Origin of the sequence: Candidimonas sp. SYP-B2681 (assembly GCF_003971065.1) — a bacterium.
Lineage (GTDB): Bacteria > Pseudomonadota > Gammaproteobacteria > Burkholderiales > Burkholderiaceae_B > Pollutimonas.
In genome coordinates this window covers 58,565-84,086 of record NZ_RYDV01000006.1, presented here as the reverse complement: position 1 = coordinate 84,086, position 25,522 = coordinate 58,565, and the positions used below count along the sequence as shown (strand labels likewise).

General features: G+C 56.7%; 23 protein-coding genes. 16 read left to right on the top strand and 7 right to left on the bottom strand.

Annotated elements, in window-relative coordinates; all coding sequences use genetic code 11:
- Positions 1-5 precede the first annotated feature (5 nt).
- Positions 6-1,202, bottom strand: a complete 1,197-nt coding sequence (locus EKL30_RS13270; RefSeq protein WP_126707716.1) for an MFS transporter — start codon at positions 1,200-1,202, stop codon at positions 6-8.
- Between the two features lie 245 nt (positions 1,203-1,447).
- On the opposite strand from EKL30_RS13270, the gene EKL30_RS13265 reads away from it, so the two are divergent.
- The 13 genes from EKL30_RS13265 (at position 1,448) to ggt (ending at position 16,092) form a co-directional block, all read left to right on the top strand.
- Positions 1,448-2,683, top strand: a complete 1,236-nt coding sequence (locus EKL30_RS13265) for a sulfite oxidase (protein WP_126707715.1) — start codon at positions 1,448-1,450, stop codon at positions 2,681-2,683.
- A 21-nt stretch (positions 2,684-2,704) separates the two neighbouring features.
- Positions 2,705-3,034: a cytochrome c gene (locus EKL30_RS13260; protein ID WP_126707714.1), complete on the top strand. Its 330-nt coding sequence runs from the start codon at positions 2,705-2,707 to the stop codon at positions 3,032-3,034.
- Between the two features lie 125 nt (positions 3,035-3,159).
- Positions 3,160-4,116, top strand: a complete 957-nt coding sequence (locus EKL30_RS13255) for a tripartite tricarboxylate transporter substrate binding protein (protein ID WP_126707713.1) — start codon at positions 3,160-3,162, stop codon at positions 4,114-4,116.
- A gap of 27 nt (positions 4,117-4,143) precedes the next feature.
- Positions 4,144-4,626, top strand: a complete 483-nt coding sequence (locus tag EKL30_RS13250) for a tripartite tricarboxylate transporter TctB family protein (RefSeq protein ID WP_126707712.1) — start codon at positions 4,144-4,146, stop codon at positions 4,624-4,626.
- Positions 4,626-6,113, top strand: coding sequence for a tripartite tricarboxylate transporter permease (locus EKL30_RS13245; protein ID WP_126707711.1), 1,488 nt, complete (start codon positions 4,626-4,628; stop codon positions 6,111-6,113). The genes EKL30_RS13250 and EKL30_RS13245 overlap by 1 nt, the downstream gene beginning before the upstream one ends.
- Before the next feature lie 302 nt (positions 6,114-6,415).
- Complete coding sequence (locus EKL30_RS13240) at positions 6,416-7,162, top strand: ABC transporter permease (protein ID WP_233583101.1); 747 nt, start codon at positions 6,416-6,418, stop codon at positions 7,160-7,162.
- 2 nt (positions 7,163-7,164) lie between these two features.
- Positions 7,165-8,217, top strand: a complete 1,053-nt coding sequence (locus tag EKL30_RS13235; protein WP_126707710.1) for an ABC transporter ATP-binding protein — start codon at positions 7,165-7,167, stop codon at positions 8,215-8,217.
- Positions 8,218-8,231: 14 nt separating this feature from the next.
- Positions 8,232-9,110, top strand: a complete 879-nt coding sequence (locus EKL30_RS13230) for an ABC transporter permease (RefSeq protein ID WP_126707709.1) — start codon at positions 8,232-8,234, stop codon at positions 9,108-9,110.
- 25 nt (positions 9,111-9,135) lie between these two features.
- Positions 9,136-10,383 (top strand): amidohydrolase family protein, encoded by a 1,248-nt coding sequence (locus EKL30_RS13225; protein ID WP_126707708.1) that lies wholly within the window; start codon positions 9,136-9,138, stop codon positions 10,381-10,383.
- Between the two features lie 121 nt (positions 10,384-10,504).
- Positions 10,505-12,121, top strand: a complete 1,617-nt coding sequence (locus EKL30_RS13220) for an amidohydrolase family protein (RefSeq protein WP_126707707.1) — start codon at positions 10,505-10,507, stop codon at positions 12,119-12,121.
- Positions 12,111-13,112, top strand: coding sequence for a GTP-binding protein (locus EKL30_RS13215; RefSeq protein WP_126707706.1), 1,002 nt, complete (start codon positions 12,111-12,113; stop codon positions 13,110-13,112). Before EKL30_RS13220 ends, EKL30_RS13215 begins: the two co-directional genes overlap by 11 nt.
- Positions 13,113-13,188: 76 nt before the next feature.
- On the top strand, positions 13,189-14,244 hold the full coding sequence (locus EKL30_RS13210) for an ABC transporter substrate-binding protein (protein WP_126707705.1): 1,056 nt from the start codon (positions 13,189-13,191) through the stop codon (positions 14,242-14,244).
- A 204-nt stretch (positions 14,245-14,448) separates the two neighbouring features.
- Complete coding sequence (gene ggt / locus EKL30_RS13205; RefSeq protein WP_158618420.1) at positions 14,449-16,092, top strand: gamma-glutamyltransferase; 1,644 nt, start codon at positions 14,449-14,451, stop codon at positions 16,090-16,092.
- Here ggt and EKL30_RS18850 read toward each other — a convergent pair.
- On the bottom strand, positions 16,089-16,253 hold the full coding sequence (locus tag EKL30_RS18850; protein ID WP_158618419.1) for a hypothetical protein: 165 nt from the start codon (positions 16,251-16,253) through the stop codon (positions 16,089-16,091). The genes ggt and EKL30_RS18850 overlap by 4 nt on opposite strands.
- A 66-nt stretch (positions 16,254-16,319) precedes the next feature.
- On the opposite strand from EKL30_RS18850, the gene EKL30_RS13200 reads away from it, so the two are divergent.
- Positions 16,320-17,339 carry an Ldh family oxidoreductase gene (locus tag EKL30_RS13200; RefSeq protein ID WP_126707703.1) on the top strand — a complete coding sequence of 340 codons (1,020 nt, stop codon included), beginning with the start codon at positions 16,320-16,322 and terminating at the stop codon, positions 17,337-17,339.
- On the top strand, positions 17,332-18,315 hold the full coding sequence (locus EKL30_RS13195) for a LysR family transcriptional regulator (RefSeq protein ID WP_126707702.1): 984 nt from the start codon (positions 17,332-17,334) through the stop codon (positions 18,313-18,315). Before EKL30_RS13200 ends, EKL30_RS13195 begins: the two co-directional genes overlap by 8 nt.
- An 18-nt stretch (positions 18,316-18,333) precedes the next feature.
- On the opposite strand, the gene EKL30_RS13190 is transcribed toward EKL30_RS13195, so the two are convergent.
- From EKL30_RS13190 to EKL30_RS13180, 3 genes are all read right to left on the bottom strand, one after another.
- The gene (locus tag EKL30_RS13190) at positions 18,334-19,437 is read right to left on the bottom strand and encodes an amidohydrolase (protein WP_233583099.1); all 1,104 of its coding nucleotides are present in this window, start codon (positions 19,435-19,437) and stop codon (positions 18,334-18,336) included.
- 75 nt (positions 19,438-19,512) lie between these two features.
- On the bottom strand, positions 19,513-20,340 hold the full coding sequence (locus EKL30_RS13185) for an SDR family NAD(P)-dependent oxidoreductase (protein ID WP_126707701.1): 828 nt from the start codon (positions 20,338-20,340) through the stop codon (positions 19,513-19,515).
- Between the two features lie 14 nt (positions 20,341-20,354).
- Positions 20,355-22,124, bottom strand: a complete 1,770-nt coding sequence (locus EKL30_RS13180) for an NAD(P)/FAD-dependent oxidoreductase (RefSeq protein WP_126707700.1) — start codon at positions 22,122-22,124, stop codon at positions 20,355-20,357.
- A 328-nt stretch (positions 22,125-22,452) separates the two neighbouring features.
- Between EKL30_RS13180 and EKL30_RS13175 the strand changes: the two genes are divergently transcribed.
- Positions 22,453-23,427, top strand: coding sequence for a tripartite tricarboxylate transporter substrate binding protein (locus EKL30_RS13175; protein WP_158618418.1), 975 nt, complete (start codon positions 22,453-22,455; stop codon positions 23,425-23,427).
- 15 nt (positions 23,428-23,442) lie between these two features.
- Here EKL30_RS13175 and EKL30_RS13170 read toward each other — a convergent pair whose 3' ends face one another.
- Together EKL30_RS13170 and EKL30_RS13165 are read right to left on the bottom strand one after the other, a co-directional pair.
- Positions 23,443-24,009: a cysteine dioxygenase gene (locus EKL30_RS13170; RefSeq protein ID WP_126707698.1), complete on the bottom strand. Its 567-nt coding sequence runs from the start codon at positions 24,007-24,009 to the stop codon at positions 23,443-23,445.
- Between the two features lie 17 nt (positions 24,010-24,026).
- Positions 24,027-25,517: a class I adenylate-forming enzyme family protein gene (locus EKL30_RS13165; RefSeq protein WP_126707697.1), complete on the bottom strand. Its 1,491-nt coding sequence runs from the start codon at positions 25,515-25,517 to the stop codon at positions 24,027-24,029.
- Positions 25,518-25,522 lie beyond the last annotated feature (5 nt).

Below are 25,522 nucleotides of genomic sequence, written 5' to 3'. Positions count from 1 at the left end.
TGGCGTCAGGCCGCTGCCGGACTAGTAAGCGTGTGTTCCTTGATGGGCAGGCATAGCAGCGCCGCAACGACGGCCAGCACAATACCGGTCCACCAAACCATTGTATAACCGCCTGTGGCTTGGTAGACATAGCCACCCATCCAAACGCCGATAAAGCTGCCGACTTGATGCCCCAGAAAGGCAATCCCCGAAAGGGTGGCGGCGTACCGGAAGCCATAGATCTGGCCGATCAGGCCCTGGGTTAGCGGTACTGTACCCAGCCAGAACAAGCCCATCCACGCGGCGAACACATAAGCGACCATGGGCGTCAGCGGAACGGCGAGCAGAAAAATGATGCCGAATGCCCGCAAAAAGTACACGGCCGCCAGCAGGGTCTTCTTGCTGTAGCGCCCGCCCAGCTTGCCCGCATAAATGCACCCCGCAACGTTGAAGAGGCCAATCAGGGCGATAGCGGTGGCGCCATGCGCAGCGGTCAGGCCGCCATCGGCGAGGTAGGCGGGCAGGTGCAGCGTAATGAAAGCGGTATGGAAACCGCAAACAGCATAGCTCCAGAACAGGAAATGAAAGGAGGGATGGGCAAGTGCTTGCCGTATCGCGCCGCCCAGGCTATGTGTGACAACGCCGGCGTCGGGCCGGCCCTTCAGGAACGCCGCCAAAGGCAAACCGGCTGCAACGAATATTGAAAGTACCCATAAGGCACCAGTCCAATCCATGGTGGAGATCAGCAGTTGACCGGTTGGCACGACGGCGAACTGGCCCAAAGAGCCGCCCGCGCTGGCGATACCCATGGCCGTGCTGCGATAGGCCGGTGGGACCGCGCGCGCCACTACGGGCAGGATCACTGGGAATGTCGTGCCAGCTTGGCCTAGCCCTACGATGACGCCCGCCGTCAGGTATAAGGACATTTCATCGGTAGATAAACGCATCCCGACCATGCCCAGCACATACAACACTGCGCCCAGCGCAATGGTGCGACCAGCCCCGTAGCGGTCCGCCAGCATACCCATAAAAATAGCGCCTACGCCCCAAACGATATTCTGAATGGCAAAGGCCAACGAAAAGACGTCGCGTCCCCAGCCATGCTCCAGCCCCATTGGTTGCATGAATAAACCGAACGTGGCGCGTACCCCCAGAGATAGCAGCACGATAAAGGCGCCGATATACAGCGTACGCAAATAGGGTGGTTGTGCTTGGATTGACATGAGATCAGGCGTTGCGTGGCGTTGGCAGGATGGCGTCTTGCGGGCATCGGGAATATTAGCACCGGCGTGCAGCCTGGGTATGGTAATTTCCTGCTATCGGCACCGCCGAATTCTCCATAATTTAACAAAAAGACTGCTACACGGCGTTATAACCTGTTGTCGACATAATAGTTGTAGGTTATAAGCTCATAGCGAGAAGCCATAAAAACAAGCGCTTATCTTTCCGCCAAAATCAGGAGACCATCATGAAAAAAACGACGGACGTCACGCGTCGGCGCCTGCTTATCACTGCAAGTGGTGCAGTGGCCTGGGCCGGCTTGGGCAGTGGGCTGGCATTGGCCGACTCGACCGAGCCGGCAAGCAAATCGTCGCCGGGCCCGGTATCTAACGCCAAGCCCTTGCCTGCGTACGCTAAATGGAAAGATGCGGACAGCATGATCGTCCACAGCGCCAACACCATCGAGACGCGCCGCAATGCCTTCGGGTCAAGCGGCATCACCCCGCTGGACAGGCTTTATATACGGAACAATATTTCGCCGCCATCCGAAGACATCATGAAGGATCCAGATGCCTGGAAGGTCGAGGTCAGTGGTGTGAAATCTCCGCGCACCTTTACCGTGGCCGAACTGAAGTCGCTCGGCCTGGTTTCGATCGCGACGGTGTTGCAGTGTTCCGGCAATGGCCGAGGTTTTTTCAAGCATAAGCCCAGCGGCACGCAATGGACGGTAGGCGCCGCCGGCTGCGTCATTTTTACTGGCGTTCCCCTCAAGGCGGTGCTTGAGGCCACAGGCGGCATGGCCGACGGCATGGTCTATATGACTAGCACCGGCGGCGAGGAAATTCCCCCCGGACTGGATCCCAAGACCATCATGGTAGAGCGCTCGGTGCCGGTGGCCGGCATTGAAGACGCCATTCTTGCGTGGGAAATTAACGGCGAACCGCTGCCACTGGCCCATGGCGGCCCGTTGCGAGTTATTGTGCCTGGATATGCTGGGGTCAATAACGTCAAGTACGTCAAACACGTCGCCTTCACCAATGAACAGTCCACCGCCAAGATTCAGCAAAGCAGCTACCGAAACTCGCCCATTGGGATTAAGGCCACGCCCGAATTCGATTCGATTTGGGAAATGGACCCAAAATCCTGGATCACCTTGCCTTCGGATCCTGGCAAGCCGGTGAAGGCAGGTCGTGTCCAGATCAGCGGCGTTGCAATGGGCGGCATGAGTGAAGCCAAGGTGGTCGAGGTTTCCCTTAATGGCGGCAGAGACTGGCAACAGGCCCAGCTTACTGGGCCGGACTTGGGCAAGTATGCATGGCGTGGCTTCGTGCTGGCCGTCGACCTGAAACCAGGCAACTATGCGCTGGCAAGCCGAGTCACCAATGCGGCCGGCACGTCCCAGCCGGAAGCGCGCAAGGAAAACGAACGCGGCTACATGAACAACAGCTGGCGTGACCACATGGTTACGATCGATGTCGTATAACCCTTTTGTAGAAGGATAGTAATGAGATTCGCGGTAAGTATTGCAGCGTTGGTGGTAGCGGGCGTCGCAGGCCCATGTATGGCCGGTGGTCCCGATACCGCCATGCTGGCGCGTGGCAAGGCCTTGTTCCAATCGCAGGCAACGCCTGCATGTGCGATATGCCATACCTTGGCGGATGCCGGCGCAGCCGCCGCTGTAGGCCCAAATCTAGACGAACTCAAGCCGGACCTCGAACAAGTGCGTCGCGCGCTACGAGACGGAGTGGGCGTCATGCCATCGTTCACGGACACCTTAAGCGACGAGGAAATTAACGCGGTGGCAGAATACGTGGTCAACGCAAGCAAAGGCTGACTAGACCCGGTCCTTTTCCTACATGACAATAAAATAAATCGCATTGACAGTCCATAGGCCGCGGCTTAATCTGCCGACAGTCAATATAGATTGATGATAATCAGAAAGAATCCGAGGAGACGTCAATGAAAGTTAGTCAGTTACTGAAATCGCTGGCCGTTGTAACGGCGCTATGCGCGGGCGCGGCGCATGCGCAGGTCAGCGTCATGCTGCCGGCCAATCCGGGTGGCGGATGGGATTCCACCGGACGGCAAGCGTTCCAGGCCATGAACAAGGCGGGTATCTACACGGGTACTGTGAACTTCACCAATAAGGGGGGCGCTGGCGGTACGATCGGTTTGGCCGATTTTCAGCGTTCGCAAAAAGGCAAGCCAGACGCCCTGGCGGTATTCGGTGCAATTACCGTGGGCGCCATCACGCTGAACCGTTCTCCGGTCGACCTCAGCAAATTCAAGCCTGTCTCACGGCTGACCGCTGAGTATCTGGTCCTTGCAGTCAAAGCAGACTCGCCCTACAAGAATCTCGGTGATTTCGTCGCTGCACTGAAAAGCAATCCTGGTGCGTCAGCCGTCGGCGGTGGTTCGGCCGGTGGTGTCGACCACATCGCTTTGGCCTTGCTGGCGCAAAGCGCAGGTGTGCCCGCGGCATCGTTGAACTATATTCCCCAAGCTGGCGGCGCAGATACGGTCATCGGCATCATCAACGGCACACTGAAAGCGGGCATTTCGGGTATTTCTGAATTCCAGCAGTTTGCCCAGGAAGGCCGTATACGCATATTGGGCGTCACCACTGCCGAGCGCTTAAAAGGGCTGAAAGATGTACCTACGTTCAAAGAGGCCGGGTACGATGTTGAGATCGCCAACTGGCGCGGTATATTGGGTTCAGTCGACATGCCTGAAGCCAATCACAAGGAATGGGTCGAGCGCTTCACCAAACTGAACGCAACCCAGGAGTGGCAGGCCGTACTGGAAAAGCAGGGTTGGGATGCCTACTTCCTACCGGGCGATGCTTTCGGTCAATTCATCCAGAGTGAAAGCAGCCGCATCAATAAGGTGCTCAAAGACGCCGGCCTAGTCAAATAATCACGTAGCACCCGTGAAGGAGTGTCGATGACGTTGTTGCGCAAGGGTCCCTGGTGGTTGGGGTTGGCCGTAATCCTTATGGGAGCGGTCTGCTTTTATGCCTCAACCGAGCTGGCTGCAACCGCTCAGTATGCAGCCGTGGGGCCCGGCATGTTCGTCGCCGTGGTTGGCCTGGCGCTGATAGGCTTGGGCGTATTGCTGCTGGTCCAGATCGCGCGTGGCGAGGTCTTCGAACCCGAAGAGGCCGAGAACGCGGTGCCGGGCCAGTCCATGGACAAGCGTGCTTTTTTCACTGCATTGCTGGCCGCCATCGTGCCCGCGCTCACCATTGAAACCCTCGGTTTACCCGTAACCGCGATGCTTTCCTTCATGCTGGTCGCGCGGGCGTTTGGTTCCAAGCGCCTTGTCTTTGATCTTGTCGTGGGCTTTGTGCTGGCCAGCATTTGCTGGTTTATTTTCGGCTGGCTGGGGCTGCAATTGGGTGGCTTCTTTCCCTTGGCGGGTTTCTAATGGATACACTGCTGCTGTTGCTTCACGGCTTCGAAGTCGCTCTCACACCGACCAACCTGATGTGGGCATTGGTAGGGTCGGTGTTGGGAACGGCCATTGGCATTCTGCCGGGTATAGGGCCTGCGCTGACCATCGCCCTGTTATTGCCAGTCACGGTATCGGTGGGGCCGGTGTCCGCCTTCATCATGTTTGCCGGTGTGCTGTACGGCGCCATGTATGGCGGGTCGACAACCTCCATCCTGATCAACACGCCGGGCGAGGCGGGGTCGATGATGACCGCGCTCGAAGGCAACAAAATGGCAAGGTCGGGCCGGGGCGCAGCGGCATTGGCCACCGCGGCCATCGGTTCCTTTGTGGCTGGAACCATTGCGACCCTATTGTTAACGTTTGCGGCGCCGGTGGTGGCAGAGCTCGCCTTTTTGCTCAAGCCTGCCGACTATTTTGCACTGACTGTTCTGGCGTTCACGTCGGTGGCGGTTGTCATGGGCGCGTCGCGGCTGCGTGGGTTTGTATCGCTGTTCATCGGTCTGGCGCTGGGCGTGATTGGCATTGACGCCATGACCGGGCAGCCGCGCATGACGTTCGGTCTTGCGCCGCTGCTCGAGGGCGTGGAATTGACGGTTGTGCTGGTTTCTCTTTTTGCAGTGGGGGAAATCCTGTACGTGGCGAGCCGCTACTCAAACGCGCAAGAGGATATTGTTTCCATCAAGGGCCGAGCCTTTATGACGCGCGAGGATTGGCGCCGCTCCTGGAAGCCCTGGCTACGAGGCACGGCCATTGGTTTTCCAATCGGCACAATTCCTGGTGGCGGTTCTGAAATTCCAACCATGCTGTCCTACACGCTCGAGAAAAAGCTGTCGCGACACAAGGACGAGTTCGGTAAAGGGGCGATCGAGGGCGTCGCAGGCCCGGAAGCGGCCAACAACGCATCCGCCGCCGGCATTTTGGTGCCGCTGCTCACGCTGGGTTTGCCGACGTCCGCCACGGCAGCTATCCTGCTGGCGGCCTTCCAGAACTATGGTCTGCAGCCCGGTCCTTTTCTGTTCACCAGCAATCCGGAACTGGTCTGGGGCTTGATCGCATCGCTGTACATCGGCAATGTCATGCTGTTGGTGCTGAATCTGCCTTTGGTCGGCATATGGGTCAAGCTGTTGCAAATCCCTCGGCCACAGTTGTATGCTGGCATTCTAGTTTTCGCAATGATGGGAATCTGGGGCGTATCGGGGTCGGTTTTCGATCTGGGCTTGATGGCTGGACTGGGTGTGGTTGGCTACGCGATGCGGGTTTACGGGTTTCCCATTCCACCGCTACTGATAGGCATGATCCTCGTACCGTTGACTGAAAATCAGCTCAGGACAGCACTGGCGGCGGGGCAAGGTAAAGTTTCCGTTCTGTTCGAGACGCCCATTTCCATAACCTTCCTGTTACTGGCCTTCGCGTTCCTGTTCGTGCCCGTATTGCTGAAACGCTTGAAGTCAGCGGCGTAAGGCGCTTGACCTTGCTTGCATTGTGCATCAGTTGACTGCGGTCAGATTTCAGCTTAAACCTTCGGGGTATCTCCCCATAGAGCTACAAGTACAGCTGCTTTAGTATTGCGGTTCTGCTTAACCGAGCTTTTGTTCCAAAGTTTTGCTGCGCTAGATAAGGACAACTTCACCAGAGGACTACCTTGGACTCGAATCGTCTGCCTCTACAGCCTAGCGGCACCGTTCCCACGGTGAGCCGGCGCACATCAATTCGATGGGGAAGATGGACGCACCGAATTTTCGTCGTGCTGATGTATCTCTTCATGCTTAGCCCACTTTTTTTTGTGATGTGGCTAAGTTTTTTCCAGGACGCCATTCTTTATTTTCCTCCGTCTGGTTACACCTTGGGTTGGTATCAGAAGGCGGTCACGCATCCGGCATTCGTCAACGGATTTCTGACGAGCTTGCAGGTTGCTACCCTAGCTGCTGTGGTGGGTGTCGGGCTGGGCGTTATGGCGGCCTTAGGCATTATCAGGTTTCGCTTCCGGGGCAATAAGCCCGTTAACACCCTGCTGCTTTCTCCCTTGCTTATTCCTGGCATCGTTGCTGGCGTCGCCATCTATTTGGCGTATTTGCGACTGGAGAACTTTCTTGATATGGACATCGTGGGTACGTATGGCGGTCTTGTAATCGCCCACGTTTGCCTGACGATTCCGTGGACAGTGCGGCTGGTGTCGGCGAGCATGGAAGGGCTGGATCCTTCCATCGAGGAAGCAGCACGTAATCTTGGTGCGAGCTCTGTCGTAGCCTTTGTCCGCATTACCCTGCCTATGCTGCGCCCAGCTATTGTTGCGGCGTGCTTGTTCAGTTTCATTGTGTCGTTCGAGAACCTCGAACTGTCGCTTTCCCTGGTGGGTCCGGGTCGCACGACTTTGCCCATCGCCATCATGCAGTACCTTGAATTTAACCTGGACCCGACTATTGCGGCGGTCTCTGCAATTCAGATTGTCTTGTTGGGCATCATCATGCTGGTGACCGACCGTTACGTAAAACTCAGTCAGGTGGTTTAACGATGGCAAAAGTTTCGATTGACAGGCTAAAAAAACAATTTGGTCCGTCGGTGGCCGTCTCGGATTTTTCGCTGGATATCGCCGATGGAGAATTGGTAGCGTTTCTGGGGCCTAGCGGCTGTGGCAAAACCACCACCTTACGAATGATTGCCGGGTTCATAGAGCCCACCGAAGGTTCTATATATATCGGCGGCGACGACGTTACCCACGTTCCCGTGCATAAGCGCAATACAGGCATGGTGTTTCAGCGTTACGCGTTGTTCCCTCATATGACCGTAGCGGAGAACGTGGCGTTCGGCTTGCAAATGCGCAAGATTCCCGCGGCGGAGCGCGACAAGCGTATCGGCGTCGCACTCGATATGGTACGCATGACGCAATTTCGTGATCGCTATCCCCGTCAGCTATCGGGTGGCCAGCAACAGCGGGTTGCCATTGCGCGCGCTTTGGCCATTCAACCGAAAGTGTTCCTCCTTGATGAGCCGCTATCCAACCTGGACGCCAAGCTCAGGCTCGATGTCCGTGAAGAAATTCGCAGTCTTCAGCGGGACCTTGGGCTGACTACTATTTTCGTTACGCATGATCAAGAAGAGGCGCTGGCCATATCGGATCGTATGGCCATTATGTACGACGGCAAGGTGCAGCAAGTAGGGCCGCCTAATTTCCTGTACGAGAAACCTGCCAATTTGTTCGTGGCTGATTTCCTGGGCAAAATGAATTTCTTCGATGGTCGCATGACTGAAGCATCGCGCTTCAACACGGATAATGGCATCGCGCTGACAGTAGACGGCGCCATCTCATCCACCAACAAGGTTGGCGTGCGTCCCGAACGAGTCTCCTTGTCAACCGAGGCCGTGGGACACAACGCTCTGCCGGGCATTGTGGAATCGGCCGTCTATTTAGGCCCCGTCATTAATGTGCGTGTTCGCCTGGATGGCGGTGATGTTATCGGATGCCAGCTACCCAATACCGCGGAGTCGGCAAGTAGGCCAGTTATGGCCGGTGCCCGCATCCACGCATGTTTCAGTCCCGAGGACTGCGTCGTTTTCTCTGAATAAGGCGGGTATTTTGCATGTCTGAACCCGATAAAAACGTACGCGACGGCACGCGGCTGGGCCGCAGCCTTGCTTTCCCGGCGTCCATCATGGTTCTGCTGGTCATGCTTGTACCTATTTTGATGCTCTTCCGGTACAGCTTCAACTATTTTGATTCGTCCATTATGGTGGAAGGTTTTACCGTTCAAAACTACATCAAGTTTTTTCAGGACCCCTACTATCGCGATGTATTTCTGGACACCTTATACGTAGCGTTGGTATGTACCGTCCTGGCTTTGGTTCTTGGCTTTCCAGTGGCTTATTTCCTGGCTAGGACACAAAGTCGATACAAGAGTCTGTTCATTATTCTTCTTGTGTTCCCACTTATGGTTGGGAACGTGGTTCGTGCCGCGGGCTGGATGATTATTCTAGGTAATGCTGGTTTTGTGAATTTTGTCTTGCAGTGGATGGGACTAATCAATAACCCCATACAGATCATGTACACGCCACTTGCTGTAATTATAGGAACGACGGGCGTGGTACTGCCCTACCTAATTCTTACTTTGCAAAGCGTTCTGGAAGGCATCGATTTTTCGGTCGAAGAGGCTGCACAGAACCTGGGCGCAGGCTTTTTCACCACCTTCCGTCGCGTCGTGCTGCCCATTGCAGCGCCAGGCGTGGCGGCCGGGACAATGTTGGTGTTCATCTTGTGCATGAATGCTTATGCGACCCCCGTATTATTGGGCGGAACTGGCATCACCATGATGGCCCCAGCCTTGTACGACCAAATCACCAAGGCGTCGAACTGGCCGTTTGGATCAACGCTTGCATTGGTCCTGGTAACAGCCACGCTGGTCATGGCCTTGCTGTCCAGTTGGCTAATTCATCGTCGCTACGTCAAGACGATGGTGACCTAAAAACCTGACTCTGCTGGAGAATACGATGAGTGTTGTGCTGTTTAAAAATGGGGCACTGCTGGATCCGACTCAATCCGAGCTGCTGCAGGGCTACCATGTACTGGTGGAAGACGGTAAAGTCAAAGAGGTATCCGACAAGCCGATTTCCGTTGCAAATGCGCGTGTTATAGACGTTGGCGGCAAGACCATCATGCCTGGTTTGATCGACCTGCACGGACACGTGATGGCTACGCAACTGAACCTCAGCACGCAAGGCGTATTGCCTGACGCGCTTGTCATGATGCGGTCAGTCCCAATCATGAGCGGGATGCTGCGCCGTGGCTTTACCACTCTTCGTGACGCAGGTGGCGCAGGATGGGGCCTGAAATGTGCTGTCGAAGAGAAAGCGATTGTCGGGCCGCGCCTGTTCATATCGGGTCGCGCGCTAAGCCAGACAGGCGGCCACGGCGACCCTCGTCCGCGCTCCGATCAGTTGCGCCCAATGAGCTTTTGCGGATGTTGTTTCAGGGCCGGCGATATTGGTCGTGTGGTCGATGGTGTGGACAACCTGCGGCGCGCTGTCCGGGAAGAATTCCAGATGGGGGCGGATCAAATCAAGATCATGGCCTCCGGCGGGGTCGCTTCTCCCACCGATCCAATTGCTGCATTCGGGTACTCGGAGGACGAGATACGCGCGATCGTGGACGAAGCTCGCGGACGTCAAACTTACGTCATGGCACACTCGTACACCCCAGAAGCCATTGAACGGGCCATTCGCATGGGCGTACGAACTATCGAGCACGGCAACCTGATCGACGAGCGCGTGGCGAAGCTTATGGCAGAAAAGGGCGCCTATGTTGTGCCCACGCTGGTGACTTACGAAGCCCTGGCAACCGAAGGCGCCTTGTACGGCCTGCCCGCAGACAGCGTTGAAAAGGTCGCCACCGTACGCACTGCTGGGCTACAGTCGCTGGAGATCTTTAAACGTGCCGGCGTAAAAATGGGTTTCGGATCTGACCTTCTTGGGCCATCACATCGTTTGCAAAGCGACGAATTCCGTATACGGGCCGAAGTGTTGTCGCCATTCGAAATCATACAAAGCGCAACGCTTATAGGTGCGGAAGTGCTCAATATGCAAGGCAAGCTTGGCCGGTTAACTGTCGGGTCCATCGCTGATGTGCTTATCGTCGATGGCGACCCGTACAAAGACATTAATTGCCTACTCGGTCAAGGCGACCACATTCCGCTCGTGATGAAAGCTGGCGAAATTTATTTCGATGAGCTCGCAGGTTAGGGCTCCATGGCCACGTATTCTTTGGGCACCTGTCGCTCGATCGTTCATTAAGCGCAAACACGGCAGCGGCAATCGATAACGCCAGCCTGATGTCCATAGGTTAACTTGTACCGAGGTTTAAATGACCGTATCTGACAACCCCTATAAAGACTCACTCCCCGGCGAAGAACTTGGCGATTTGAACGCAGCAAAGGGCTGGAGCCCGCCGGTGGCGGCAAGCGGGCGTGACCGCGGCACGGGCCCCTTCAAGCGTCTTATTCTGCGTGGCGCCACCATAATCGATGGCACCGGCGCGCCACCATGGGGTCCGGTGGATATCGTTGTCGAAAACGAACGGATCGTCGCCATAGTGGGCGTGGGAGCGTCGCTGAACACCATCAATCCTGATCGGCGTCCCGCTGCGGGCGATCACGAAATCGACTGCCATGGCAAATTCGTAACGCCTGGGTTTGTTGACTCCCATGCGCATATTGGTACACCCTACCATTCCATGTCGGGCATCGTGCCGCCGGCGGATTACATATACAAGCTATGGCTGGCTCATGGCGTCACTACAGTGCGGGAAATGGGCGCGATCAACGGCCTGAGCTACACCCTGCAGCAAAGGGAAGCGTCGGCCAAAAACGAGATTGCCGCACCTCGCATTGTGTCGCACGCCTATTTTCCTGCGGTAAACGACAGGGTGAAAACCATTTTCACGACTGACCAGGCACGAGAGTGGGTACGCAAACTTAAAGAGCGTGGCGCCGACGGCATCAAGTTCTTCGGAGCGCCTCCGACCATTATGCAGGCCGCCCTGGACGAGGCCGCAAAAGTGGGTTTGAAATCCGGGTGCCATCATGCACAAATGGCGGTAACCCGTGTTAATGCGTTGAAGTCGGCGACATGGGGGTTGACCAGTTCAGAACATTACTATGGTTTGCCGGAAGCACTCTTCGAAAATAAGGTAGTGCAGGACTTTCCTACAGACTACAACTACAGCGACGAGTATTTCCGTTTCGCGCTGGCGGGTCAGACCTTTATGCAGGCGGCCCAGCCAGGTAGTGCAAAGTGGAAAGAGGTCATGGAAAAATTCCTTGAAGTCGGACACACTTTCGTTCCTACCTTCAATATTTATGATGCGAATCGCGACCTGATGCGCGCCCGTCGCGCCGACTGGCATGACGAGTACACCTGGAGCGCCGTATGGAAGTACTTCCAGCCGCAGCGTGGCGGCCATGGCGCCTACTGGTATCGCTGGAGCACCACTAACGAAATCGAGTGGAAACAAAACTATCGTTTGTGGATGCAATTTATTAACGAATACAAGAACTTAGGCGGCCGCGTGTGCGCGGGCAGCGACTCCGGCTTCATTTTCCAGATTTACGGTTTCGGTTTTATACGCGAGCTGGAATTGCTTCAGGAATCTGGCTTCCACCCACTGGAGGTGCTGCGCGCGGCAACGTCGTTGGGTGCTGAGCTGCTTGGCATCGACGAGGACACCGGATCTGTCGACATGGGCAAGCGCGCCGATCTTTTGGTGCTCGATCAAAACCCTCTGGATGACTTCAAGCTGCTGTACGGAACGGGTGCTATGCGTTTGAATGACAACAATGGCAAGGTGGAATGGAACAGGGCGCTGCGCTATACGATCAAATCCGGCGTTGTATACGATGTAGACGAACTACTGGCGGACGTACGCAACATGGTTGACGGCAGCTGGGAGGGTGATCCGGAGCGTCCACCGCATGTCCGTTGACTTAATCATACTTTCGGGCTTTCTTGGCAGCGGAAAAACCACGCTGCTGGTCGATTTCCTGAAGCAAGAGGGCGGTTCTGACACAGGCGTCATCGTCAACGAGGTCGGCGAGATCGGTATCGACGGTGCAATTATCGCCGATGGCAGCGACGGCATTCCCATGCTGACGCTGGCGAACGGATGCGTCTGCTGCTCATTGCGCAGCAGCCTGGTGCATACAGTGGGTGTTTTGCTCGATTCGCCGCGTCCTGCGGGCGCACCGCCTTTTCGCCGCATTATCCTTGAAACCAGTGGGCTATCTAAACCGGGGCCCATTATCGCTTCATTGGCGGACCCCGAGATCAGTGCTCGCAAGCTGCGCGTCAGTGTCGTGAGCACCTACGACTGCGTAACGGGATCATTGAATGCGGAAACGTTCGAAGAAGCCGCAGCACAGCTGGCAGCGGCTCAGCGCATCGTCTTCACAAAAGTAGACAAAGTCGATAGTCGGAGCTTAGAGCAGCACCTGCGTCGCGCCGCAGGCGTCAACCCGCTTGGGCAAATCGTGGCCGAGACTGATCGCAGCAAGGCTGTCGCCAAGGCATTCAGCTCGATGCCAGAGTCCGATCCGGTTGATCGTGCGCTGCAGGCTTTGCGTAATACGGCCCGACAAGGGCTAGCGCATCCGCGCGTGCATGTGTTGGCGGGAACGGTGCAGCACGAAGCATCGTGGTCGGATGTGGCTCAGTGGCTTGATGACCTTGCAGGACTTTGTGGGGAGCGCCTGCTACGCGTTAAGGCGCTTGTGCCGGTTACCGATTGCCCCGAGCCCATTCTTATTCAAAGTGTCGGAACAACCTTCAGCGCACCGCGCCGTATGGCGGGCAAAGGCAAGGATTATTCCGCCGCTTGCATGGTTATTGTTCGCGATTTGGATGCAGAATATATCAATAGCGTCTTGCAGGGCGCACCGATTACTTTGGCACAGGCCACCACGCAGTCTATTTTATAAACCCGCTGTACTTCTGTGTTTTCTGCTGAAGGGCAGTGTTTACGTTCGCAGTACATACATCTTCACGGAGCATCACATGAATGCACACAATGCAAATCGACGTGGTTTTCTTAAAAGAGCTTCTAGCCTAGCCTTGGTTCCCGCACTGCCGATGATTCCCGGCATGGCGCAGGCTGCTGGTTCGGAGGTGATCGTAGGTACATGGGGGGGCGACTATCAGAACCTGTTGCAGCAACACATTGAGCCTATCGTGGCTAAAGACGGCATCAAGGTCGTTTACGATACGGGCAACGCCACGGCACGCAATACAAAATTGAAGGCAGAACGTAATTCCCGTCGGGGTTCCATGGATGTTCCTATTCTCGGCGACCTCGACATGTACGACGCCAGCGCGGCCGACGTATTCATTCCCGTATCTGAAAAACTGGTTCCTAATCTTGCTAACGTCATTGACACCTTCAAGACGGCGTACTCAATTCCCCACATTTTCAGTGCTATGGTGCTGGTGTACAACAAAGAAAAAGTGCCTGGAGGACTGATATCGTTCAAAGACACACTCGACCCCAAATACAAGGGGCGCGTGGCGTTTTCCGACATTCTGTTCAACTTCAATACGTTGTTCGTCGGCCTGTCTGAAGGCGGCAAGGGTGATAGCTTCGAGCCTGGCTATAAGTTTTTGCGCCAACTTAAAGGCAACCAGCCTAAGGTGTTCCCATCGAATGAGGCTGTCGCAGCCGCGTTTAAATCCGGTGAAATCTGGATCGCGTGCATGTGGAAGGCGCGCGCCTTGCAATGGCGCGATGCCGGTCTTCCCTTGGAATTCGTCATACCCGAGGAAGGTGCAATCCCCGTTACATTCGAAGCTGCGGTGCCGAAAAATAGCCGCAACCAAGAGAACGCATGGAAATACATGAATGCGCTGCTCGACCCTGAAGGGCAGGTACATTTCGCGCGTAGCATGGGCTACGCGCCTACGGTCAAGAACGCAACGTTACCAGCAGACCTTCAAGGACGTGTAGGCTTTTCGGAAACAGAGCTTGCCCGTATTCATCCCTATGACCTGGAAAAGCTTGCTTCGCAACGGGCCGCGAGCCTCGATTTCTGGAACAAGGAATTTAAAGCCGGCCTGTAGTGGGGCGCAGATAGACATACGAAGCTGGGCACGTCTTAAAGCCCGGCTTTTTTTGAGGCTTAAAGGTCTGTAGATATATCAGACGCGAAGGGTTTAGCAAAATGTCAGACGAATAAAGGCAAGTTTTCGTTGGTATGCCTGGAACGTTGGTCTGCCAACGCAGCTGTTTTCTTCTTTAATTCGTGACTGTTTTAGGATATGAGCATGGGACGTATGCCACAGTACCAACTACCTGAGTCCCGCGCCATGATAGTCGCCCCGCAGCCGGAGGCAGTCTTCGCCGGTGCGGACATATTGCGGGCTGGCGGCAACGCTTTAGACGCGGCAATAGCGTGCGCCATGACGCAAGGGGTAGTCGACCCGTTAATGTGCGGCGTAGGTGGTTTTGGCTTGCTCCACATATACGATCCCTCCACAGGGATTAACACGGTTTATGAAGGATTCGGCGGTTGCCCGGCTGAAAGCCGTGCCGATATGTGGAAGGACATTGCGCTGGGCGATACAGTAGATGGGTTCGGATTCATCGTTAAAGACTTCATAAACGAAGCCGGTGCCATGTCGGTCACGGCGCCCGGCTTGCTTAAACTACTGGCCGCCGCACATCATGACATGGGTTCAGTACCATGGGCGGCGCTGTTTGATTCAGCAATTGCGTATGCGCGCGAAGGTTGGATAGTTCGGCCTCACGTCTATACGGTGTTCACGCAGGACGAAAGCAAGTATGGGCGCATGAATTACGGCGACAAATTGGGATTAACGGAAGATGGTCGGCGCATATACCTGGAGCCCGATGGCGGTTACAAGAGGCCTGGCGCTTTCATACGCAATCCGGATTTAGCCGGCACGCTGGAAACGTTAGCGAAAGAGGGCGCCGACAGTTTCTACACCGGTTCCCTTGCGAAGCGCATAATCGAAGATGTACGTCGCAACGGTGGAATTCTGTCGCACCAAGACCTAGCTGAATTTCAAATATACAAGTCGGTGCCATTGAATGTGGATTATCGCGGTTGGCGTGTTGCGATGCCGGGGCCTCCAGGTGGTGGTACGCTGGTGGCTCAGATACTCAAGATTTTTGAGCGTTTCGACCCAATCGCGATAGGCTTTAACTCTGTCGAATATATTCGGATTCTGACCGAAGCGATGAAAATCGCGCTGCGTGACAAAGAGCAATTTATCGGAGACCCACGATTCTCGGAAAATCCCATAGATTGGTTGCTCTCAGACGCTTACATCGACGAGTGCGCCCAGCGAATCCGTCGGGGCGACAAAACCGATGTACCGCGCAGGCGTGCCGCCGAATCGCAACACACCACGCACGTTTCCGCAGTGGACGCCAATGGCATGGTAGTGTCATTAACGCATACGTTAGGCAACCCATCGGGCTTCATTGTGAAAGACACCGGGCTGATGCTTAATGGCGCAATGAGCACGTTCGACCCTATACCCGGCAGGCCTAATTCAATCGAACCGGGCAAGCGCCGCTATTCGTCAATGGTGCCCACCATTGTGTTCGACGGCAATACGCCGATTTGTTCAGTGGGTGCGCCCGGGGCCTCCTGGATAGGTCCGGCGGTTGCGCAGGTTCTTCTCAATATGCTTGATTGGGGCATGGACATGCAAGAGGCCGTGAGCGCGCCGCGCGTCGTGTCCACTAGCAATGCCATTGACATCTCAAACCGTATTCCTTTACGTATTCAGCGTTCGCTGGAAAAACAAGGCTATATCGTGCGCCGCTCGCATCTGTCGTATGCCTTCGCAGGCGTACATGGCATTACGATGTTCGACGGTGTCCTTCGGGGTGGTGCAGACCCGCAGCGCGATGGTTATGCCGAGGGCGTGAAGCCTTAGAAGTAGGCGGTGGGACTCAGGTGTCGGCACGTTTCGAGAGAAATCCCACCATGGATGGGGGAAAGCAGAATGAGGTTGTTGTCCTTTGCATTGCGCGCAAAGGTCATGTTCACCCGGTCCCATTGCACATGGTCGTGGGCGCGCATACAGTCATTGTTCATGGTGCTGCAGGTATGGTCTCGCAGCTAAATTCAATACGATGATGACGAAAACGGGAGACAAAGAGCATGAACCTGATTGATGCCAATACGCCGGAGAAAATACGCCTGACGGTAGACGATGCGGTACAGCTTGGAGAATCCGCGCTTAAAGGAATCGGCTATACCGAGGACGAGGCTCGCGTCATTACCCACCATCTCCTGGACAATTCGCTATGTGGCTACGAGTTCGCGGGCTTGCCCCGGATTCTTGCCATCGCGAATAGCCCGGAATTGCAAAAGCCGCGTTACCCGGTGAAGGTGATTCACGAGACGCCGGTTTCAGCGCTTCTCGATGGCGGCAACCACGTCGGCTACATTTCCGTGAACGCCGCTGCAGAGCTGGCCATCCAGAAAGTAGCCACGTCGGGCATCGCCGTGGTGGGCGTGGCCAATAGCTGGTTCAGCGGTCGTAACGCCTACTACCTCGAGAAAATCGCGCGGGCCGGCTATGTGGGTATTCACACCGTTAGCGGTAGCCCAATGGTGGTGCCCATAGGCGCGAAGCGTCCCGCGTTGGGTACCAATCCTATCGCCTTTGCTTTCCCCGGTCAGGTTGACCCTTTCATTTTCGACATGGGCACGGGTGCGACCATGTGGGGTGAAGTCTTACTTCATGCCTTCCTTGAAAAAGACTTCCCGGAAGTCGTGGGCGTTGACGCTAATGGCGCCCCGACGAAGAATGCAAAGGAGATCGTAAACGGCGGTGTTATCCCGTTCGCCGGCCACAAGGGCTACGGATTGTCGCTGGCCGTTCAAGCGCTGGGATTATTGGCAGGGGCGAAGATGCGCGCGGGCAATGTGTCGGACTTCGGATTTCTATTCATTGCGTTCGATCCGGAAATCATGATGCCGGCGGCGGAATTCAAGGCACAGCTGGCCGAGCTTCTGCAAAACATCAAGAATCTGCCGCGACAAGATGGCGTGGACGAAATTCGCATTCCGTCCGAGCGGTCGTGCCGCGAGCGGGAATTGCGCCGCGAACAGGGCATTTTGCTGCAGCGCCGTGTCTACGATCAACTGATGGAGATGCAGGCCGTGCATGGATGAACTCACCGCAATTCGTGTATTTGTAAAGGTAGCCGAGGCCGGAAGTTTTTCCGAGGCCGGCCGCCGCCTGGATATGGCCACCAGTTCTGTGTCCCGACAGATCAACGCGCTGGAAGAGTCGTTGGGTGTGCGCCTCTTTAAACGTTCTACGCGCAACCTGGTGCTGACCGAGGCAGGGCAGACCTATCTGGTTTCCGTTGACCCGGCGCTGCGTCAATTAGAGCTGGCCAGGCGTAGCGCTCATTCCTATCAGCGCACGATCAGCGGTTCCATACGCGTGCACGCTCGCACGTCAGCCGGTACCGAAGTGATTGTGCCGGCATTGTCGTCGTTCCTGGAGCGTTACCCCGACATCGAAATCGACATCACGCTGACCGATGAACGCGTAGACCTTCTTGCCAACGGCGTCGACGTTGCGGTGTGGTTAGGCAAGCTGGAAGATTCCAGCATGGTGGCCAGAAGCCTTAGCGGCAGCAGGCGCGTAGTATGCGGAAGCCCTGATTATTTAAGGCGATATGGCGTTCCAACCAAACCGGAAGACCTCCTTAATCACAGTTGCCTGATTTATCAGCAGCATAACTACTCGAAGGAGTGGCGCTTCCGTAAGGACGATGAGTCGGTCACCGTTCCGGTCACTGGAAGGCTGCGTACCCCTAATAGCGTGGTGCTGATGGCCGGAGCGAAACAGGGCTTGGGGCTTGTCATGCTGCAGGACTGGATGGTGCGCCAATCCGAGGAGGAGGGCATACTGCAAACGGTATTGCGGGACTATGAAGCCTTTCCTACCGAGTCCGATACCTCGCTGTATGTTGTGTACCCGCAGCGTCAGGGTTTGCCGCTAAAAGTGCGTGTCTTCATCGATTTCCTGGTGCAATTGTTTGATCCTGAATGGAAGGCATCTCATGAAACCGACGTGCCAACGGCTGCATGTCTTATACAGATGGCCCACAGCGCCGGACGCAAACCGAAACGGTAATTGACGGGCTCCCCGCCGCTATCGCCGCACGTGGTCTTGCTCTTCCATTTGCTGTTCTACGTAGACCTCTGGCAGGCGATAAAATTGGGCCGCTGATCGCCAGAACAGGGCGTCTTTCTCGTCTTGCGTCGCCTGGCTAGCAACACGCTTCATTGCGTTCCAGCCGACCGCGTAATCGTAAGCCTCTCTATCCGCGGGAAAGTTGCTCTCGAACATGCAGCGCGAGGCGCCGAAAGCCGCTATGCACGGTTCGAACCACGGTGTCCAGGCGTCCGCCAGCGCCTGCGAAGTGGGCGTTCGTTCGCTTCGTTCCCAGCCGAAACCCGACAAGGGCATGCCAAGACCGCCCAGCTTCACCATCACATTGTCGCAGCGCGCCAGTTCGCGCAGGTTTTTTAGCCATTCCCGGTGCACTTGCTCGCGCTTATTCCTGTAGCCGCCGATGCCCAGTACGCCGCCGCAGTGGTTCAGCACAATGCGCGTTTCGGGAAAAGCACGCGCCAAGGTAGTAAGCTGCGGAATCTGATGGAAGAATAGCCAGGCATCAAAGGTGAGGCCCAGAGGAGCGAGGTGAGCGAATCCGCGTCGAAACGCCGCATCTTCCATTAGTTCCCGGTGGCTGGGGTAGGCAGGATTGGACAGTGTTGGATCGGGATCCCAGGCCAAGGGTTGGCGTATGCCTTTGAAATGATCGCCGCCCGCTTCGATATGGGCTTCCAGCACCGGGCGCACGCCATCGCCGAGCGTCAGGTCGGCGTGGCCGACAATGCCGGCACAGATACGTGGCACTTCCGGGGGCGCTTCCTTACACGCCACGGCAATGCCATGCGCAAATTCTGTTTCACCGATGGCTTTGAGCTCTTCGGGCCCGAAATCGCGAAGCATCGATTGGGCCTGTACGAAGACCGTCGCGCGCACGTCATGACCGCTACAGATATCGGTCAACATCTCGTCAAGCAGATAACGGATCTTGGGTCGGTGGTAAAGGTGGTGATGCGCATCAATGATCACCTGCCCCGGATCCATAACGGCCTCTCGATGAATCGGCAATGGCAATGTTTGGGGATCCGCGCTAACGCCGCGCATGGTTGGAGTGCTCGCTGTCGTGTACCGGTCCGGCATAGTGTGGCTCCTTCGGTTCAGGCGACCTGTTCGATGGTTATGGCGTTTTGAAGCGCAGCAACATTTTGTGGAGCGCTATACCGTTGGGCGCGCCGCAGTCATTCCCCCATCCACCACAAGCTGGGTGGCGGTGATGTAACGGGCTTCGTCGCTGGCCAGGAATACCACTGCGTTGGCGACGTCCCACGCGTCGCCCATGCGTCCAATCGGGACGCTGGCATGGCGCTTGGCCAGGAATGCCTCGGTATCTGTCACGCCTAGCTGACTCACGAGTCGGGTCTCGACAAGAGGGGTGTGCATGACGCCCGGCACGACGGTGTTCACGCGTATTCCCTTCTTACAGTAGGCGATGGCCACCGAGCGGCTGAACGACAGCACGCCGGCCTTCGACGCGGCATAGGCCACGCTGACGCGCCCTTCGGGCTGGAAGCTCATGCAGCCGATGCTGGAAAGATTCACGATGGCGCCGCCGTAACCGTCTTCAGAAAACTGGCGCTCCATGATGGGAAGCACGTGTTTGCATCCCAGGAACGCCGTCTTCAAATTAAGGTTCATTTGCGCATCCCAGGCTTCCTCCGACATGGAGACCGGATCGCCAGGCGCGCTGCCTCCGACGTTATTCACCAAGACATCGATGCGGCCGTATCGTGCCAGACAGTCATTGACGGCCGACTCGACGTCGCCGCTGACCGTCATGTCGCAAGCGCGCGGAACCCAGTCGCGGTGACCTTCTTCCGCCATGGCAGCGCTGGTGCTCGTCAGTGCGTTGTTGTCGCGATCGACGCCGAACACCTTAGCGCCTTGGCGCGCCATCAAGACCGCCGTCGCCTTACCGTTTCCCCAGCCGTTGCCGACCGACCCTGCGCCGGCGATGAATACCACCTTCCCCGTCATATCAAGCATGTGCGTGCGCCCGTTCAAGAAATCAATCCCGCTTCGCGGGCCTTTATCTGCAGAGCCACATAGTGGGAATAGATTCGTGCATGGGCGAAGCCTCCTCCAACGAACCACAAGCCCGGTTGTGGCGTGGGCCGGAACATGTTGGAAAGTTCGCCGTCTTTGGCCAGCCCCCATATCGGCCCAACTTTACCGGCTATCGTCTCGCCCAACAGTTCGCGCAAGACTTCGTGCTGATTCTGATAACCCGTGGCGGTGACCAGAAGATCCGCTTTCTCGATGCGGCCGTCTTTCATCAGAGCCCCGTCTTCCACGAAGCGTTCGATATCGTCGTACTGAATCAGGCCGATTTCGCCGTTAATGATGAGCTCTGAACACCCACAGTTCAGGTAATACCCTCCGAAACGCCGGCGCAGTTTCATCTGGTGTCCGGTGTTGTCCTCTCCCATGTCGAGCTTCATGCCCCGCGCCTTAAGCCCTTCGATAAGATCCTGGTCGATCTGCAGCATGCGTTTCACGGCAAGCTGGTAGCCGCGCACAAGCAAAGGGTAGGTGCTGGATGCGGCGATCAGATCACAGTCTTCCAGGGGCAGCCCTTCGTTGTAATAGAGCGAGTGATTGATGCTTGCGGCGTCGACGCTGACGACAGTAATGGACCCGCGCTGAATAAGTTTTACGTTCGCGCCATGGGCGTGCAGGTCTTGCGCAATGTCGTGACCGCTGGTACCTGCACCCAGGACGAGCACCGATTTCCCTTTCCACGCTGACCCCTCCCGGTAATCATGGGTATGCAGAATTTCACCCTTATAGTCTTCCAGGCCAGGTGCGCGGGCAGGTTTCGGTGCCCCCACGATACCGTTGGCAAACACCAGATGACGTGGCCGTAGGGTGCGTTCGCTTCCATCCTCGCGGCGCACCCGGGCGGTCCAGTGCTCGGCGTCTTCATCGTAAGACGCTCCCTCGAACTGGGTGCCGGTCCAGACGTTGCACTCCATGGCCCAGGCATAGGTTTCGAGCCAGTTCCCGAGCATATCTTTGGGAAGATAACTCGGCCAGCTCGGCGGGAAAGGCATGTAGGGAAGATGGTTGAGCGGAACACGGTTGTGAAGTGCCAGTGAATGATAACGAGTGCGCCACACATCGCCCACGCGTGGCAGCTTTTCCACCACCAGCGTATCGACACCTTGCAGCCGCAGTCGGGCGGCCAGACTTAAACCGGCTTGCCCCGCGCCTATGATAAGCACTGCCGGCTCGCGGTCCTCGAACGCCTCTTCGCGTGCGCGCCTATCCGCCCAATTCATGCCGCCGAAGGCTCTGGAGTACGCTTCCCCACTTGGCCGTCTTTCGTTGATCGGCTCTTCATATCCTTTCAGCTCGTCCAGCGACGTCATCAGCACCCAGGCACGATCCGGCTTATCGACCGGTAGACGCAGCACGCCGTGCCCGCGTCCCAAAAGGGTTTCAAACTTGAAGATCGCCTCGATGCTCTGGACCCCCGCGCGCTTCACACGACGCGGCGGCGTGCGCGTGCTGTCAAACACGAACGCATGGGCCCGTATGTTGGGTTGCGCCTTTGACAGTCCGCTGACAATGGCTGCGACGTCGACATGGGGCGTGATATTCCACGTGAAGGCGAGCAAGTCCCGCCAGTGGCTATCGTCGGTGAATAAATCGCTTAAATCATCGCTGTCGCCCGTATGCAAACGCGACTCAAGGCGTGACAGCCAGTTGTTGACCAGACCGACATCATCCGTAATAAGATCCCGACTAAGGGTCATGACATCTTGCATAGTTGCTCCTGTGTACGCACGGCGCGCGATGGTGCGAGAATTTGCGCGTAACGGTTGCGCGAACCCGTAGCGGGCGCCTCTACCGTCTCACTCCATGATCAACATTCTAGATATCGCGACTCGCCTGGCATAGCCATCCAGCCGGCAAACAATATTGCTTGATGTGCAAAGGTCAGTCGGCTCGCAAACTGATTCGCCTTTCCGGATCTTGCAAAGCACCTTCTCGTAGGCGCACTATGTTTCCAACGACCCGAGCCATAGAATTAGCTCTTCATCCGCCCGCGCGTTCGCGGCTTTGATGACAAAGCCAGGAAAAGGAGACACTACAATGACAATCACTAGAAGATCACTCTTGAAGGCGGCCAGCGCTCTTCCGCTTATCGGGTTGGGCAGGCCCTCGTTTGCGGCACAGTACCCGTCCCGGCCAATTCGCATCGTGGTGCCGGCGTCAGCGGCGACGTCCATCGATGTCACCGCCCGGTTTTTTACCGAGCCGCTATCAAAGCGTCTTAATACGCCGGTCGTCGTCGAAAATAAACCGGGTACCGGCGGTTTGATCGCCTACACGAGCACAGCCAAGACAGAGCCCGACGGCTATACCCTGATGCTTGCCGGCATCCCGATGTACCTGCTGCCTTTGCTGTCGAAGGGAACGGCGACGTTCGACGCCCAAGCTGACTTTACGCCGGTGACACGTGTTGCGCGGGTGTCGCTTGGTGTGGTGGTGAGCCCGGAATCTCCGTATCAGACTTTGGATGATTTGATACAGGCCATGAAAAAGAACCCGAATCAGCTGACGTACTCATCTCAAGGCGTGGGCAGCACCGCGCATCTGTGTTGTGTGCTTTTCACCCACATGAGCGACACCAAGGCGCAGCACATCCCATACAAGTCGACCACCACCGCGACGACCGATGTCGCGGCGGGCCGCATTACCTTCACCACCCAGACCGCCCCGGCCGTGCTGGGCCTGATTGAAAGCAACAAACTGCGCCTTCTTGCCGTCACCGGTGACAAACGTTGGGAGCGGTTTCCCGACGTACCCACGGTGGCCGAAGCCGGCGTCCCTGGATTCGAGCTGTCGTCCTGGCTGGACTTCGTCGCACCCAAGGGAACGCCCGAGCCGATTCTGCAAGTATTGACGCGGGAATTCAGCGCGATCGCCATGACGCCAGAATACAAAGAATTCTGCAGCAAGCAGATCATTTTCCCTGACGTCGTGGGGTATCAGGAGCTTGCAGGACAGATGCCGGCCGAAGCGGATAAGTGGAAGAAGATCGTTGAGTTGGCTCAGGCGGCGTAGGCGAGGGCGGCCCGCCTAGGGCCTCAGCACCGGCTGGGCATAGCCCGACGTGAAGGGTTTGGCGTCTCCGGTTTCGGGATTAAACACGTGTCTTTTGACCGCGCCAATATCTGCGCCATACAGATGGATGCTAATGGAGACCCGATCATCGTACCGGTTAGCCACCCGGTGTATATCGCCAATCGTGGGCGACACGCAATCGATCATGCCGGTGCGTAGCTCAGTGCGGCCGCTAAGGCGGATGCCGCCATCGGCCAGCCGTTCGTAGCTTTCGGCGATCTCGGCGCCTCGCAGCATACCAATTACCCCCCATACGGTGTGGTCGTGCACTGGCGTGCTTTGTCCAGGGCCCCATACAAAGCTGACCAGGGAAAACCGGCCCTGCGGGCAAACATAGAGGGGGTATTGCTGGTAGTGCACAGGGTGGGGCTGCGCGTAAGCATCGTCGAGCCAATCATCCTGACGGATCAAATCCTGCATCAACGACTTGGCCTGGTCCAGAATCTGTGCTTCCGACAGGCCTTCGTGGGCCAGTGTCGTATTCATTTTTGCCACTAAGTCCCCGATTTTCGGGTTGTCCATGGGGGCTCCACAATGTTCTACGCAGTTTGGTTAAGCGAGTGGACGAGGGCTTTACGGTCGATCTTGCCAACGGAGTTCTCAGGTAGCGTATCAACGAAAATTACATCATCCAAGTGATAGATTCTAGATAGCTGTTCGCTGACGACCGCCTGGATGATGGCCTTGTCCTGGCGAGTGGGGTCGGTAGGCACCACGAACGCAACGGGTACTTCACCCAAATCATGATCGGGCCGACCGACAACGCAACAGCTATGTACCTCAGCACTCGTACTGATCACTTGCTCGATCAGAGCAGGTGAAATGTTCTCGCCACCGCGGATGATGACGTCTTTCAGACGCCCCGTGATGTAGAAGTAGCCGTCTTCGTCTTGCCGGCCAAGATCCCCGCTGTTCAGGACCGGCGAGAGAGGTTCGAGTTGGCCGTCCTCCAGCGTGCCAAGGTAACCCAGCATCAGGCTGTCGCCTTCGATGCAAATCTCACCATCTATTCCCGGTTGCGTAATGGTGCTGCCATCGCTGCTGCGTAGATACACCTTTTGAAAGGGAAGCGCCTTGCCAATTGAGCCCACCTTGCGCGCGTCGGGCGGATTGAGGGTGGATGTGCAGGTGGCTTCGGACAAGCCATACGAGACGATTAATGGCCGACCCAGTACGGCCTCGATTTTGGCATGCAATTCGCGAGTAATGGGCGCCGATCCGCAGCGCGCAAAACGCAGCGCAGCCAGACTGGCAGGAGTAAAGTCCAGGTTGAGCATCCGCGAGAACATCGTGGGCACGCCTGTAATGATGCTGGGGCGGTGGCGCTCCAACAGCGCGGGCATGTCTTCAGCCTTGAATCGGTCGCCCAGCACTACCTGTGCGCCTGCCAACAAGGGGCTGAAGATCTGGTTGTTCAGGCCGTTGGTGTGATACATCGGCATCACATGCAGCAGCTTGTCGTGTGGGGTCAGGTCAGTGGTGGAGACGACACCACGGGCGTTGTTCAGCAAGCCCTTGTGGCTGAGCAATACGCCTTTTGGGCGTCCAGTGCTGCCAGAGGTGAATAGCAGCAGCCCGGGGTCCTCGGGCTGGATTTCGTCATACCACCACGCTGGCGCGTCGGCCAGCGTGTTCATCGTCAGCAGCTGTATGCCTGCTTGATTCTGCTCGAAATGCGCAGCATTAACAGCATCCGCCACCACCGTGGTTATGCCAACGGACTGCAACCTATCAAAGATTTCTTGCTTGGTCAGCCGAGGTTCAAGTGGGCACGGGCAAGCGCCCACTGCCATGATCCCCAACAGGGCGACCACGCTATCAAGCGACCGTTCCATTGACAGGGCCACCAGCTGCCTTTGCCTAATCCCCGCTTGTTGCAGATGTCCGGCCATACGGCTGACGCGTTCGTACAGTGCGCCATAGGACACGACCTCTTGACCGGATGCATCATGCAGCGCGGGCCGCGTGATCCAGTCTGGCGAGCGCCATAGCAGTGGGTAGGCGGCGAACAAGTTGGAGGGGTGTGGCATGACTC

Excerpts from the sequence above, each read along its gene's own strand:
- EKL30_RS13270 (WP_126707716.1), bottom strand. The coding sequence starts at position 1,202 with ATGTCAATCCAAGCACAACCACCCTATTTGCGTACGCTGTATATCGGC.
- EKL30_RS13265 (WP_126707715.1), top strand. The coding sequence starts at position 1,448 with ATGAAAAAAACGACGGACGTCACGCGTCGGCGCCTGCTTATCACTGCA.
- EKL30_RS13260 (WP_126707714.1), top strand. The coding sequence starts at position 2,705 with ATGAGATTCGCGGTAAGTATTGCAGCGTTGGTGGTAGCGGGCGTCGCA.
- EKL30_RS13255 (WP_126707713.1), top strand. The coding sequence starts at position 3,160 with ATGAAAGTTAGTCAGTTACTGAAATCGCTGGCCGTTGTAACGGCGCTA.
- EKL30_RS13250 (WP_126707712.1), top strand. The coding sequence starts at position 4,144 with ATGACGTTGTTGCGCAAGGGTCCCTGGTGGTTGGGGTTGGCCGTAATC.
- EKL30_RS13245 (WP_126707711.1), top strand. The coding sequence starts at position 4,626 with ATGGATACACTGCTGCTGTTGCTTCACGGCTTCGAAGTCGCTCTCACA.
- EKL30_RS13240 (WP_233583101.1), top strand. The coding sequence starts at position 6,416 with ATGCTTAGCCCACTTTTTTTTGTGATGTGGCTAAGTTTTTTCCAGGAC.
- EKL30_RS13235 (WP_126707710.1), top strand. The coding sequence starts at position 7,165 with ATGGCAAAAGTTTCGATTGACAGGCTAAAAAAACAATTTGGTCCGTCG.
- EKL30_RS13230 (WP_126707709.1), top strand. The coding sequence starts at position 8,232 with ATGTCTGAACCCGATAAAAACGTACGCGACGGCACGCGGCTGGGCCGC.
- EKL30_RS13225 (WP_126707708.1), top strand. The coding sequence starts at position 9,136 with ATGAGTGTTGTGCTGTTTAAAAATGGGGCACTGCTGGATCCGACTCAA.
- EKL30_RS13220 (WP_126707707.1), top strand. The coding sequence starts at position 10,505 with ATGACCGTATCTGACAACCCCTATAAAGACTCACTCCCCGGCGAAGAA.
- EKL30_RS13215 (WP_126707706.1), top strand. The coding sequence starts at position 12,111 with ATGTCCGTTGACTTAATCATACTTTCGGGCTTTCTTGGCAGCGGAAAA.
- EKL30_RS13210 (WP_126707705.1), top strand. The coding sequence starts at position 13,189 with ATGAATGCACACAATGCAAATCGACGTGGTTTTCTTAAAAGAGCTTCT.
- ggt (WP_158618420.1), top strand. The coding sequence starts at position 14,449 with ATGGGACGTATGCCACAGTACCAACTACCTGAGTCCCGCGCCATGATA.
- EKL30_RS18850 (WP_158618419.1), bottom strand. The coding sequence starts at position 16,253 with ATGAACAATGACTGTATGCGCGCCCACGACCATGTGCAATGGGACCGG.
- EKL30_RS13200 (WP_126707703.1), top strand. The coding sequence starts at position 16,320 with ATGAACCTGATTGATGCCAATACGCCGGAGAAAATACGCCTGACGGTA.
- EKL30_RS13195 (WP_126707702.1), top strand. The coding sequence starts at position 17,332 with ATGGATGAACTCACCGCAATTCGTGTATTTGTAAAGGTAGCCGAGGCC.
- EKL30_RS13190 (WP_233583099.1), bottom strand. The coding sequence starts at position 19,437 with ATGCCGGACCGGTACACGACAGCGAGCACTCCAACCATGCGCGGCGTT.
- EKL30_RS13185 (WP_126707701.1), bottom strand. The coding sequence starts at position 20,340 with ATGCTTGATATGACGGGGAAGGTGGTATTCATCGCCGGCGCAGGGTCG.
- EKL30_RS13180 (WP_126707700.1), bottom strand. The coding sequence starts at position 22,124 with ATGCAAGATGTCATGACCCTTAGTCGGGATCTTATTACGGATGATGTC.
- EKL30_RS13175 (WP_158618418.1), top strand. The coding sequence starts at position 22,453 with ATGACAATCACTAGAAGATCACTCTTGAAGGCGGCCAGCGCTCTTCCG.
- EKL30_RS13170 (WP_126707698.1), bottom strand. The coding sequence starts at position 24,009 with ATGGACAACCCGAAAATCGGGGACTTAGTGGCAAAAATGAATACGACA.
- EKL30_RS13165 (WP_126707697.1), bottom strand. The coding sequence starts at position 25,517 with ATGCCACACCCCTCCAACTTGTTCGCCGCCTACCCACTGCTATGGCGC.